General features: G+C 66.3%; 6 protein-coding genes. 5 read left to right on the top strand and 1 reads right to left on the bottom strand.

Annotated features, from left to right (window positions below; all coding sequences use genetic code 11):
• Window positions 1-295: 295 nt before the first annotated feature.
• The 5 genes from VFO93_RS02575 (at window position 296) to VFO93_RS02555 (ending at window position 12,354) form a co-directional block, all read left to right on the top strand.
• Window positions 296-1,642 (top strand): sigma-54 dependent transcriptional regulator, encoded by a 1,347-nt coding sequence (locus VFO93_RS02575; RefSeq protein ID WP_325132750.1) that lies wholly within the window; start codon window positions 296-298, stop codon window positions 1,640-1,642.
• 32 nt (window positions 1,643-1,674) lie between these two features.
• On the top strand, window positions 1,675-5,280 hold the full coding sequence (locus VFO93_RS02570) for a PAS domain S-box protein (protein ID WP_325132749.1): 3,606 nt from the start codon (window positions 1,675-1,677) through the stop codon (window positions 5,278-5,280).
• Between the two features lie 201 nt (window positions 5,281-5,481).
• Window positions 5,482-5,670: a hypothetical protein gene (locus VFO93_RS02565; RefSeq protein ID WP_325132748.1), complete on the top strand. Its 189-nt coding sequence runs from the start codon at window positions 5,482-5,484 to the stop codon at window positions 5,668-5,670.
• A 154-nt stretch (window positions 5,671-5,824) separates the two neighbouring features.
• Entirely contained in the window at window positions 5,825-11,209 is a 5,385-nt protein-coding gene (locus VFO93_RS02560) for a hypothetical protein (RefSeq protein WP_325132747.1), read from the top strand.
• 65 nt (window positions 11,210-11,274) lie between these two features.
• The gene (locus tag VFO93_RS02555; RefSeq protein WP_325132746.1) at window positions 11,275-12,354 is read left to right on the top strand and encodes an MraY family glycosyltransferase; all 1,080 of its coding nucleotides are present in this window, start codon (window positions 11,275-11,277) and stop codon (window positions 12,352-12,354) included.
• A gap of 100 nt (window positions 12,355-12,454) precedes the next feature.
• Here the strand turns inward: VFO93_RS02555 and VFO93_RS02550 are convergent, their stop codons facing one another.
• On the bottom strand, window positions 12,455-12,805 hold the full coding sequence (locus tag VFO93_RS02550; RefSeq protein ID WP_325132745.1) for a DNA-directed RNA polymerase subunit alpha C-terminal domain-containing protein: 351 nt from the start codon (window positions 12,803-12,805) through the stop codon (window positions 12,455-12,457).
• Window positions 12,806-13,230: the final 425 nt, after the last annotated feature.

The raw sequence follows: 13,230 nt of genomic DNA, 5'->3' as shown, positions 1-13,230 counted from the left end.
AACGTCAGGCGCTTAGCGGTGCCTGACGTTGTTTAGTTATTATCCGTTCCTGATGTCTACGTTCTTCTTATCTACCTCCTTCTCTTCGTTACCCGTTCGGCTTCCGCGCCGGCCGGCCGTGACCCGGCAGCCTCACGCAGGCTCTTTTTTCTTGGCTTTCCCAATCGATTTACACGCCCGTTAGACTTCCGGCACTTCCGAAGTAATTGCCCGGCCTCGGCTGGGTGCGCCCGCCCGGGCGGCGGCTTGCGCCTGCGCGTATCTTTTGATTGACTTACAAGAAATTAGGCTTAGTATGGAAGCCCCCTTTACTATCTTCATTGTAGAAGATGACCCCTGGTATGGCCAGCTGCTGCACTACCACCTGTCGCTCAACCCCGAAGACACGGTGCAGCTGTGGACTTCGGGCCAGGAGTGCCTGGACAACATGCACTTGCGGCCCGATGTGGTTACGATAGATTTTTCGCTGCCCGACATCAGCGGCGACAAGCTGCTGGCGCGCCTGCGCCAGCGCTGGCCCGAAATACCGGTTATCGTCATCAGCGCGCAAAGCAAGATTGCGACGGCCGTGCAGCTGCTCAAGGCCGGCGCGGCCGAGTACCTGGTGAAGGACGACAACACCAAGGACTTGCTCTGGAACGCCATTCAGAAGCTGCGCGAAACCAGCTCGCTGCGCGAGCAAGTGAAGCGCCTCGAAGACCAGCTGCAAAACAAGTACGATTTCAGCAAGATTCTGAAGGGCCACAGCCCGGCCATCGAGGGCCTGTTTGGGCTGATGGAAAAAGCCGCCCAAACGCCGGTCAACGTGTCCATCACGGGCGAAACGGGCACGGGCAAGGAGCTGGTGGCCAAGGCCATTCACATGAAATCGGGCCGGCACAAAAAGCCGTTTGTGGCCGTGAACATGGCTGCTATCCCAGCCGAGCTGCTGGAGAGCGAGCTGTTTGGGCACGAGAAAGGGGCCTTTACCAGCGCCGTGGCCCGCAAGATTGGTAAGTTTGAAGAAGCCAACGGCGGCACGCTTTTCCTGGACGAAATCGGCGACCTGAATCCCGCCATCCAAAGCAAGCTGCTGCGCGTGCTGCAAGAGCGCGAGCTACAGCGGGTGGGCGGCAACGAGCGCATCAAGCTCGACGTGCGCCTCATCACGGCCACCCACAAAAGCCTGTCGGAAGAAGTGCGCACCAACAACTTCCGCGAAGACTTGTACTACCGCATCATCGGGCTGCCGCTGGTGCTGCCGCCGCTGCGCGAGCGCGGGAGCGACGTGCTGTTCCTGGCCAAGCACTTCGTGGACGAGTTTTGCCGCGAGTACCAGAAGCCGCCCCTCAGCCTCACCAAAGCGGCCCAGGACAAGCTGCAAGCCTACAACTACCCCGGCAACGTGCGCGAGCTCAAAACCATCATCGAGCTGGCGGCCGTGCTCAGCAACGGCCACGAGATAGAGGCGGCCGACATCGTGTTTGCGCCCGCCGGGCGCGAGGCTGGCTTTCTGGACTCGGAGAAAACCCTGCGCGAGTACACGCGCACCATCGTGCGGCACTACCTGACCAAGTACCAGGACAACGTGCCCCTGGTGGCTCAGAAGCTGGACGTAGGCAAGTCCACGATTTACAAGATGATACAGGACGGCGAAATATAGCCGTTGGGTTCTATAGTTTCTGGCATACTCCGATGCTTTCCGATACCTCCTGCGCGGCCCAGCTGGCCGCGCGCGACGCCGAGATAGCCCTGCTGCGCGGCCAGCTGGCGGCGGCCCGGCAGGTAGCCACCAGCCCCTACCTGGGCGACCTGCCCAACTTCGTGGCCCAGATGCAGGACCTGTTTGTGGGCGTGCTCACCACCGACCGGCAGGGCCACCTCACGTGGGCCAGCTCGCGCCTGCTGGCGCGCTGCGGCGTGCCGCTAACCCAGCTGCTGGGCCAAATGCTGGGCCAGGCCGGCAGCTGGCTGCACGTAGATGCGGCCGCGCAGGCCCTGCTGGCGATGGGCCTGGCGGGCAGCACCGCCTTTCAGCTAGACCTGCCCGACCCCTGCCCCGGCTACGAGGGCGGCTGGCTGCGGCTGCGCATGCGGCCCTTGTGCCTGCCTGCCCCGGCCGAGCCCCTGTTTGTGGGCATGCTGGAAGACATTTCGGAGGAAAAGCGCGCCCAGCTGGCATTGGCCGAAAGCGAGCGGCGCTACCGCGAGCTGGCCGAGCAGGTGCCGGGCGTGCTGTTTCGCTGGCGCAAAAACCGGGATGGCACCTTTGCCCTGCTCTACGCCAGCCCCCGGATGCACGAACTGTTTGGCGTGACGCCGGGCGAAACGACCAGTCTGGTGCCGTTTATCCACCCCGACGACCGCGCCCGCTACCGCGAATCGGTAGACGCCGCCACCGCCGACGACAGCACCGAGCCCTGGCACTTTGAGGGGCGGCTGGTGCTGCCGGGGCGGCCCCTCATCTGGTGGCGCGGCAATGCCACGCTTTCGCACCGCGACGCGCAGGGCGCCGTGTACAGCGGCTTTATCGAGGACATTACCCTGCTCAAAAAAGCCGAGGAAACCGACCGCCGCCGCGAGCTGCGCCAGCAGCTGGCTATGAACGCGCTGGGCGATGGCAGCTGGGAGTACGACTGCGACAAGCACGCCGCCTGCCTTTCGCCCGAGCTGCTGGCCATGCTGGGCTACCCGCCCGCCGAGCAAGCCGAAAAGCACCAAGGCCTGGCCGACATCACCCACCCCGACGACCTGCCCCAGGTGGTGTGGCGCCTGGCCAACTACCAGGCCGGCAACACGCCCCTTTTCAGCAGCGAGCACCGCATGCGCCGCTATGAGGGCACCTACCAGTGGGTGCTCAGCCGCGGCCTCATTACCCGGCGCGACCCCGACGGCGAGCCGCGGCTGATAACGGGCCTCTCGACCGACATCTCGGCCAACCGCAAGGCCAGCGACGCGCTGATGGCGGCCGCCCTGCGCCTGTCGGCTACCATCGACAGCCTCAAGCGGGGCGTGCTGCTAGTAGATGAAAACCACCTCATTGTGCAAACCAACCCGGCGTTTTGCCGCATCTTCGGGTTCGACGTGCCGCCCGAGCGGCTGGTGGGCCTGCCCGAGCGCGAGGTGTCGGAGCAGCTGCGGCCGCACTTCGGCGGCGAGCGCGATTTTCTGGCGCACGTGGCCGACACCGTGGCGCGCCGCAAGGCTTTTTTTGACGAGCTGGTGACGTTGCGTGACGGCCGCGTGCTGCAATGCACCTTCGTGCCGGTGTGGCAGGAAGAAAAAAGCATCGGCCACCTCTGGAAGTTCGACGACATCACGGAGCGCTACCGGGCCGAGCAAACCCTGAAGCGGCAGGAAGAAAAGTACCGCAACATCATCGACAACATGCAGCTCGGGCTGGTAGAGATGGACCTCAACTACCGGGTGCTGTACGCCAACCGCAGCTACTGCCAGATGATGGGCTACGCGCCCGACGAGCTGCTGGGCCAGCCCCTGCACCCGCTCATTATGTCGGAAGCCGAGGTAGAGGCGCTGCGCGGGCGCATGGCCGACCGCCGCCGGGGCATTTCGGGCTCTTATGAGCTGGAAGTGACCACCAAGCAGGGCGAGCGCAAGTGGCTGTTTGTGGGCGCGGCCCCGCTCTACGACCAAAACAAGCAGCCCACGGGCACCATCGGCATCAACCTCGACATCACGCACCAAAAGCAGCTGGAGCTCAACCTGCGCGAGGCCAAGCAGCAGGCCGAAGACTCGGCCCGGGCCAAGGAGCTGTTCCTGGCCAACATGAGCCACGAAATCCGCACGCCCATGAACGCCATCCTGGGCATGAGCCAGCTGCTGGCGAAGACTACCCTGGCCCCGCGCCAAAGCAACTACCTGCACGCCATCACCACCTCGGCCCAGAATCTGCTCGTCATCATCAACGACATTCTGGACATCTCGAAGCTTGACGCCGGCAAGATGACCATCGAGCGGGTGGGCTTCAACGTGGCGCGCCTCTGCGAGCAGGTCGAGAAAACCATGCTCTACAAGGCCGAGGAAAAGGGCCTGCGCTTCGTCACGAAGGTGAGCCCGCTCATTCCCAACGTGGTGCTCGGCGACCCCTACCGCATCACCCAAATCTTGCTTAACCTGGCCAGCAACTCGGTGAAATTCACCGAAAAGGGTGAGGTGACGGTGGAGTGCGAAGTGGCGGGCTACTTCAACGGGCAGGTGATTATCGCCTTTTCGGTGTGCGACACGGGGGTGGGCATCGACGCGGCCTACCTTCAGTCCATCTTCCAGGAGTTCAGCCAGGAAGACTCGTCCATCACGCGCAAGTTTGGCGGCACGGGGCTGGGGCTCAGCATCAGCCGCAGCCTGGCCCGGCTCATGGGCGGCGAAATCGAGATTGAAAGCGAAAAGGGCGTGGGCACCAGCAGCCACTTCTGCTTGTTTTTGCCCATCGGCACCGTGCACGACCTGCCGCAGCGCAAGTCGGTGGCCATCACCAACCCCCAGCAGCTCAAGGGCAAGCGCGTGCTGCTGGTCGAAGACAACGAGTATAACCGGATGCTGGCCAAGAGCTTTTTGCGCACCGCGCAAATAAAGGTGACGGAGGCGGAAAACGGCCAAGAAGCCGTGGCCCGCGCCGCCGCCCAGGACTTTGACCTCATCTTGATGGACGTGCAGATGCCGGTGCTCGATGGCTTTGAGGCCACCCGGCACCTGCGCCAGGAGCTGGGCCTTACCACGCCCATTATCGCCCTCACGGCCTCGGCCATCAACGGCGAGAAAGAGCGCTGCCTGGCCGTGGGCATGAACGACTACCTCACCAAGCCCTTCTACGAAGACGAACTGCTGCAACTGGTGCACGACTGGATACTGCGGCCCGCGGGCGCGCCCGCCGAGGCACCGACCCCCGTGGCCGCACCCGCGCCCCCGGCGCCGTCCCCCGGCGCCGCCCTCTACAAGCTGGATATGCTGCTGGACACGGCCCGGGGCAACCAGAAATTCGTGGAGTCGATGCTCAAAACCTTTATCGATGGCACCTACAACGCCCTGCGCGACCTGGGCCGCGCCCTCGAAGTAGGCAACATGCAGGGCCTGCAAAACACGGCCCACAAGCTGCGCCCCAGCTTGCTGCACCTCCAGATTCAGCCCGCCGTGGCCATCATGGACCGCCTCGAAAACTGGGAGGGCCCCTACAGCTACGACGACTTGCAGCCCCTGGTAGAAGCCGCCGACCGCCTGCTGCGCCAGGTGCTGGCCGACATGAGCACCGAGCTGCAAGCCCTGCGCCAGGCCCCGGCGCAGTAGCGCGCCGCCCGGCCGCTCCATTTTTCAGAGCGCTACTCTGAAAAAGAGACGTTAGCTAATGTGTTGATTTGTGTAGTTATCTTGTAATAAGGTTGTTATATAATGGAAGGGCGATTGGTACGCCGCTGGCATGGGCAGGCAAAACTCCCGTTTATGCTCCCAACGCTACCAACCCTACCTACCCCGCCAGCACCCGCTAAGGTGCCTTCCACGAAGGCCTGGCTGCTGCTGCTCGGCCTGCTGACCACGCTGCTGGCGGCCAGCCACCAATTGCGGCCGGCGGCCGGTGGGCCGGCCGTGCTGGCCGGCCACCGGCTGGCGCCTGCCCCGCGCCACCCCGCGCCCCGCCCCGAGGCGGCGGTCATTTTCACGGCCAGCGCCTCGCTGTGAGGCCCGCCCCAAAGGGCTGGCTATAAGCCAAATACGACTACCGTGGCCAGCCTGCCCGCAGCCGGCGCACCGGCTGCCGGCGGGCTAGCCACGCCTGGCCGCGCGGCCTTGCGCGCGAGAAGAGGGTAGGCTTTATTTAAGTACGCTTATTGTTATGCTAATTACTTGTATTAAAACTATTTGTGGGCGGGGGCAGGCAGCCCGCTGGGGCTTGCTGCTGGCTTTGCTGGCCGCTGGCCCCGCCGCCCGCGCCGCCGACTACTACTGGGTGGGCGGCAGCGGGCAGTGGGACGACCTGGCGCACTGGGCCCGCCGCAGCGGCGGGCCCGCCACCTACACCCAGGTGCCGCAAAGCACCGACGACGTGCACTTCGACGCCAACTCTTTCACGGCCAGCAACCAGACCGTGAGCATCGGGGCCACCGTGACCTGCCACGACATGAGCTGGGCCGGGGCCGGGCAGCCGCCCGGCGGCCCCGCCTTGAGCGGGCCGCGCCTGGTGGGCAGCGGCACGGTAGAAATAAACGGCGACCTGCGCCTGACCGCCGGCCTGGGCCGGCAAGACGTCAACTTCCGGCTGCTGGCCACCTCGGGCGGGCACGAGCTCGATTTGCAGGCGGTGCCCATTAATGGCTGGCTAAGCTTTGAGAGCGAGGCCGGGGCCTGGGCTTTCGTGAGCGACGTGAATCTGGTGCAGTACGGGGCCACGCCCAGCCTACTGCTGGCGGCGGGCAGCGTCGATTTTGGCAGCGCCACGGTATCGTGCTTTGGGGTGCGCAGCACCGGCAGCCGGGTGCGCGACATTTACTTGAACGCCGCTACCTTCAACCTGCTGGCCCCGGTGAATACCTGGGAGGTAGCCGGCTCCAACCTGACGCTGGAGGCGGGCACCAGCACCTTGCGCGTGGGCACCACCGCCCGCAGCACGGCCAATGCCTACACCTTCAGCAGCACCGCCCAAACCTACAACACCGTAGAAATAGCGGCCGGGGCAAGCGCCACGCTGGGCGTGGCCGGCTCTACCTTCAACAACCTCACCATCAAAGGCACGGCGGCGCTTACCAGCCCGGCCACCATCACGGGCACGCTGGCCGTGGGGGCCGAGGCCGTGCTGCGCGCCGCCGCCGGCCAAACGCTGATGCTGGGCTCGCGGGCGGTGCTGGCCTTGGGCGGCAGCTGCGCCGGCCTGGCGCACTTGCAGTCGAGTGTGCCGGGGCAGGCGGCCGTGTTGCAGCGAGCCGGCAGCTGGAGCAGCACCGTAGTCGCCCACGCGGCGGTGCAGGACATCACCTTTAGCGGGGGCGGCAGCGTGCGCGCCAACAACTCGCTCAATCGGGGCAACACCCAGAACGTTACGTTTACGGCCTTGCCCGTGAGCGACTTGTACTGGGTAGGCGGCAGCGGCAGCTGGCACGATGCCACCCACTGGGCCAGCAGCAGCGGCGGCGCGCCCACCGGTAGCGGCTGCCTGCCCACGCTGGCCACCAACGTGTACTTCGACGCCAACTCCTTCGGCGCGGCCGGGCAGGTAGTAACCCTGGACGGCCCCAACGCCTTTTGCCGCGACATGAGCTGGGCCGGAGCCAACGCGCCCGTGCTAAGCCAGGCCGCTACCGACGTGGGCCAGAAGCAGCTCGGCATCGGGGGGGCGCTGGCGCTGACTGCCAGCATGACCGTGGCCACCAAGGCCGACCTGGTGTTCTACGGCCGCGAGGCGGGCAGCCCGGCGGCCACCGTGGCCACGGCCGGGCAGGCGCTGCTCGGCAACGTATACTTCCGCGCGCCTGGCAGCACCTACACCCTGCTCGACGCCCTGACGCTGGCTCCTGGCGCTACCTCGCCCAACGGCCGGCTCTACGTAGAGGCCGGCACGTTCAATACCAACAGCCAGCCCATCCGGGCGCAGGGCTTCACGAGCGGCTACGCGGCCACGGGCTCGGTCTTTACGGCGGGCAGCAGCGCCGGCGGCCCGGCGAGCGCGGCCGCCGTGCGCGTGCAGCTGGGCAGCAGCCTCGTGACCTTGACGCCCGCCTCGGGCGCGAGCGACGTGGGCGTGCGCACCACCTACACCTGGGACGTGGCGGCGGGCGTAGCCCTGGAGGCGGGCACCAGCACCATCAGCATCAACTCCAACTCGACCCGCAACCAGCCGGCCTTTTTCCGGGCGGGTTTAGGGTTGGTTTACAACGTAGTAGCCTTTACCGACCCGGCGGCGGGCTCGCTGCCCACCGTCATTTCGGGCGGGGGCACGGTGGCTACTTTTAATCAGCTGCGTTTTGCGGGCTCGGCCAACGTGAGCGCCAGCAACGCTTTTATGCAGCAGCTGAGCATGGCGGCGGGCCGGGTGTATAATTTCTACAATTCGAGCCAGTACCTTGACACCAACGCCCAGCTCGTGGCCAGCGGCGACTGCTCGGGCTATGTCACCATCAACGGCGGCACGGGCACGGCCCGCGTCACGTTCAGCAAGCCGGCCGGGGGCGCGGCCAACCAGCCCGTGGCCTACGCGGCGCTGCGCAACGTCACCTTCGCGGGCGGCAGCCAGTGGGCGGCCACCCAAAGCTTCGACAACGGCGGCAACTCGGGTATCACGTTCAGCAACCCGCCCGTGCCGCGCACCCTCTACTGGGTAGACAACGGCGGCCGCTGGAGCGACCCCAGGCACTGGGCCCTGAGCAGCGGCGGCGCGGCCGGCATCTGCGTGCCCAATCAGCTTGATAACGTGGTATTTGATGAGCAGTCATTTGCCCAAGCCGGCCAAGTAGTGGTGCAGGATGCCGCGCTGGCCACCTGCCGCAGCCTAAGCTGGGCCGCCGCCACCAACGCGCCTACTTTTAGTGGCGCGGCGGCCAACCGGCTGGCCATCTACGGCTCCCTCACCTGGAGCCCCACCATGAGCCAGCAGCTGCTAGGCGAAACACTGCTGCTGGGCAGCGGCACGCTCACCAGCGCCGGGCAGCCCTTCGGCGGGGCGCTCACCATCAATGCCCCCGGCGCTACCATCGACCTGGCCGATGCCGTGCAGCAGCCGCGCACTGGTGGGGGCGGCCTTACCCTCACGGCGGGCGCGCTGCTCACCCACGACCAGCCCTTGCTGCTGCGCAGCCTGGCCAGCGCCCCGCTCGACGGGGTGGCCTCGCCGCCCGGCCGCACACTCCAGCTCGGGGCGTCGCAGGTCGAAATTACGGCCGGGGCGTGGGGCCTCAGCCAGCCGGCTTCGCTGGCGTTTGACGCGGGCACGTCCACTATTTTGCTGAGCACCGGGGCGGCTTTTAATGGCAACGGCTTTGCCTACAACGTGGTGCAAACGGGCGCGGGCGCTACCCACACGGTAGGCGGCAGCGGCAGCACGTTTGCCAGCTTGCAGCTGGCCGGCGTGAACTACGTAACGGGCAGCAACACTATCACCCAGCAATTGACGCTGGCCCCGGGCTCAACCTATCAGTTTGGGGCGGGCACTACTACCACCTTCGCGGCCGGGGCCACGGTGCAGGCCAATGGCACGGGGGCCAAAGTCATTACCCTGCAAAGCACCGTGAATGGCCAGTCTTTTGCCTGGAGCAAGCCCGCGGGCACGGTGTGCGCCAGCTACATCTACCTGCGCGACAGCCAGGCCCAGGGCGGGGCTTACTTCGAGGCCGGCCAGAATGCTAATAACCAGGGCAACACCACCGGCTGGAGCTTTGCCTCGCTGCCGCAGGCCGCCTACGCCAGCCAGCAGGTGTGCCCGCGGCTGGGCGCGCACCCGCTGCGCTTCACGTTTGCGGGGCTCGACCGCCTCAGCCAGCAGCCCACCACGCTGGCGGCGGCGCAGTTTCCGCTCACGGTAGTGCTCAAAAACCTGACCGCCGGCACCACCGAAACCCTGACAGTGCCCAGCGCCACCTACGACTACCAGGTGCCCACTAGCACGGGCACCACCCAATACCAGGTGCTGAGCGTGGCCACCAACAACGCCAGCTGCACGCCGCTCACCAACACCGGGCCGTTTCCGGTAATAACCGACGCGCCGCTGAGCGGCCCGGCCGGACAGTGGACCGGCCAGGGGGCCACCGCCAGCTGGCTCGACTGCCAGAACTGGGCCAGCGGCACCGTGCCCGACAGCGTAACCGACGTAACCATCGGCCCCGGCCCGGTGCCGCCCGTGCTCGATGCGGCCGGTGCCACTGTGGGCACCCTGCGCCTGGGGCCCGGCAGCCAGCTCACGCTGGGCCGCGCCGCCGAGCTGGCCGTGAGCGGCGACTGGCTGAACACCGGCGGCACGGCCCTCGTGGACGCCGGCAGCCAGGTAGCCTTCGTGGGCAGTGCCGCGCAGGTGGTAGCCAATGGCAGCTTTGGTCGGGTGGTGGTGAACAACCCCGCTGGCCTCACCCTGCAAGGCGATGCTACCTCTGCCACCAGCCTCACCCTCAAGGCGGGCGTGGTGAGCACCGGCAGCGCCAAGTGGGTGCACCTCAACCCGACCGGCAGCAGCCTCGGCACCAGCGGCGGCTACGTGGCGGGCACGCTGCGGCGCTACCTGGCCCCCGGCGGCACCGATGCCTACGCCTTTCCGGTGGGCAACGGCCCGCAGTACGCCCGCCTCGATGTGCTCGGTAGCCAGCTGGCCGGCGTGGCTTATATCGATGCCAGCTTTGGCCCCAAAACCGACCCCGACACCGGGCTCAATTGCCGCGACACGAACCCCAGCGCCCTGCACTACGTGGGCGTGCACCCGGCCGGCCGCTGGCTGCTGCTGCCCGATGCCCAGCCCACGGGCGGCACCTACGCCGTGCGCGCCTACCTCGACTCGTTTGATAACCTAACCGACAACTTGTTCGGCATTCTCAAGCGCCCCGAAACCAGCGCCAGCGCGGCCGACTGGAGCACCGGCGGCGGCACCCTGAGCGCCGCCAACGGCGATGGCCGCCGCGTAACCCACGGCTACGCCCTGCGCACCGGGCTCAGCAGCTTCAGTCAGTTTGCCATCGGCCGGGCCGAAGATGCGGGGCCGCTGCCCGTCACGCTGGTTTCGTTTGGGGCCGTGGCCCAGGGCGAGGGCGCGCTCCTGAGCTGGGCCACGGCCCAGGAAAGCGGCATCAGCGCCTACGAAATCGAGCGCAGCCCCGACGGCCGCGCGTTTCAGCGGGTGGGGCAGGTGCCCGCCCAGGGCGGGGCCCGCGGCAGCTACCGCTACTACGACCCGGTGGGCGCGCCGCTGCCGGGCGGCCCGCCCGCCTACTACCGGCTGCGCGTGCTGGAGCCCGGCAAGCCGGCTTTTTACAGCGCGGTGGCGGCCATCCGGGGCGCGGGTGCGGCGGGGCTGGTGGCCTGGCCCACCGTCTTCTCGGCCGAGCTGCACCTCGATGGCAGCAGCCTGGGCGAAGACCTGTTGCGCGCCGAGCTGCTCGATGCCCAGGGCCGGGTAGTGCGGGCGCAGGCGCTGCCGGCGGGCAGCCGTGCGGCCACGCTCAGCGGCCAGGGCCTGGCGGCGGGCCTCTACCTGCTGCGCGTGCACACGGCCACCCAGCGCTGCCAGCAGCGCGTGGTGCGCGAGTAGCAACCGGGCGCTGGCATTCAAGAAAAAACAACTATTATTTTACTTATCAGCTAATTACCTATACTATGTACGCCATTTCTACCGGCGGCTTGCAGCTGCTGCTGGCCGCGCTCTGGGCCTTGCTCATTTCGTTGTTTGCCGTGCCCTCCATCATCTACGTGGCGCACCACCGCAACTTGTTCGACGCGCCCAACGGCCGCTCGGTGCACACGCAACCCACGCCGCGCCTGGGCGGCGTGGCGGTGCTGGCGGGCTTTTTGTCGGCCCTCACCATCTTCGCCCCGCTGGCGGGCGGCGTGCAATACCTGCTGGCGGGTTGCCTGCTGCTCTTTTTCGTGGGCCTCAAAGACGACCTCGTGACCGTGTCGGTGGCCAAGAAGTTTGTGGGCCAGCTGCTGGCCAGCGGCGTGGTGATGCTGATGGCCGACGTGCGCCTCACGAGCTTGCAGGGTTTGCTGGGCATCGGCACGCTGCCGCTGGGCGTGAGCTACGGCCTCACCTTTTTGGTTATCGTGGGCATTACCAATGCCATCAACCTCATCGACGGGCTCGACGGGCTGGCGGGCACACTCGTGCTCCTCAGCAGCGGCACGCTGGGGTACTACCTCTACCAGTACGGCGGCGAAAGCGCGGGCAGCTACGCCTTCGCGGCGGTGTGCCTGATGGGCGGCATCGTGGGCTTTCTGCGCTACAACTTCCACAAGGCCAATATCTTCATGGGCGATACCGGCTCGCTGGTGTGCGGCTTTATCGTGGCGGTGCTGGCCATCAAGTTTGTGGAGCTCGGCAACGGCCCCGCGCAGCCGCTGGGTAGTGCCACGCCGGCAGTGGCCCTGGCCATCCTGTTCGTGCCCCTCTTCGATACTAGCCGCGTGTTTTTGGTGCGCATTCTGGCCGGCAAGTCGCCCTTTGCCCCCGACAAAAACCACGTGCATCACCGCGTGCTGGCGCTGGGCTTTTCACAAATCGGCACGGTGCTGCTGCTCGGGCTGCTCAATGCGGCCGTTACCGGGCTCGTTATTGCCTACGCTCACCTCGGCAGCCTGGTGCTCATCGGCGGGCTCGCGGCGCTGGGCGTCGGCCTCAGCCTGCTGCTGGAGGCCGCGCAGAGCCGGGCAGTTCGCCGGCAGCTGGCCGCCGCCTAGCGCGCCCCCGCTACTTGCTTTTGCATAAAAAAGAGCCTTTAGCGGTGTGCTAAAGGCTCTTTTTTATGGATTGGCGGCTAGTGTCTGCCGCCTGGGCTGGCTAGAGCGGAGCACCCAGCGCCGCCCGGTAGGCGGTTATCTCCTGCTGCGCTTTGGGGCCGAGGTTGCGCAGCCATTTCAAGTCGTGCAAGGTCAGCCGGCACAATTGCCCGATGGTGGTGATGCGGCTCTTAAGCAGCGCGTTATAGGTTTTGGTCGATAGCCGGGCGGTGGCCAGGGGCGCGTCGGCGGCGCTGGCCGGGGCCGGCCGGTGGGTGCTGGTGGCCACAAACCGGGCCGGGACCGGCAGGGTAGGGGGCAGCGTGCCCGTGCGGCGGCCAGCCGCCGGCCCGGCAAATGGCTCGTTGAGCTCGGCCGAAGGCAGGGAGGAAAGTAGTTGGAGCGGGCGCATGGGGCAGGAGTAAAATGGCAGCGGGAAGGGCGGGGAACTTGCAAGGCAGTGCCCTTCCCAACAGGCCAGGGGCGCTGCAAGCGTAGTGCCAGTGCGTTGCCGTTATTCAAAAATCTTATAATGAGTACTTTAATCCTATAAACAATCCGAAAGCCGGACGGAGCCTCCAGTAAGTAGAAAAACTGCGCTGCGCCGCCGCGCCCCCAGCCGCGCCCACCGGCCAGCAGCGGGTGGCTCCAGATACTGGACAAGCATTCCGGCATCTGGAGGCAAAAACAGAAGAAAAATGATTTGTAAGAAACTGGTAGCTAAAAATTTATAAAAAACGCTATTAGTTGGCACAAGCCTGGTAAAGCGTGGCGCAAGCCAGTGCCTGCTGCCGGGCCGCCCCGTGGCGGAGCACCCATACGCCGGGCGAAGCAGGC

Origin of the sequence: Hymenobacter sp., from assembly GCF_035709525.1 — a bacterium.
In the GTDB taxonomy this organism is placed as follows: Bacteria; Bacteroidota; Bacteroidia; order Cytophagales; family Hymenobacteraceae; genus Hymenobacter.
This window is presented reverse-complemented; position numbering and strand designations above follow the sequence as displayed.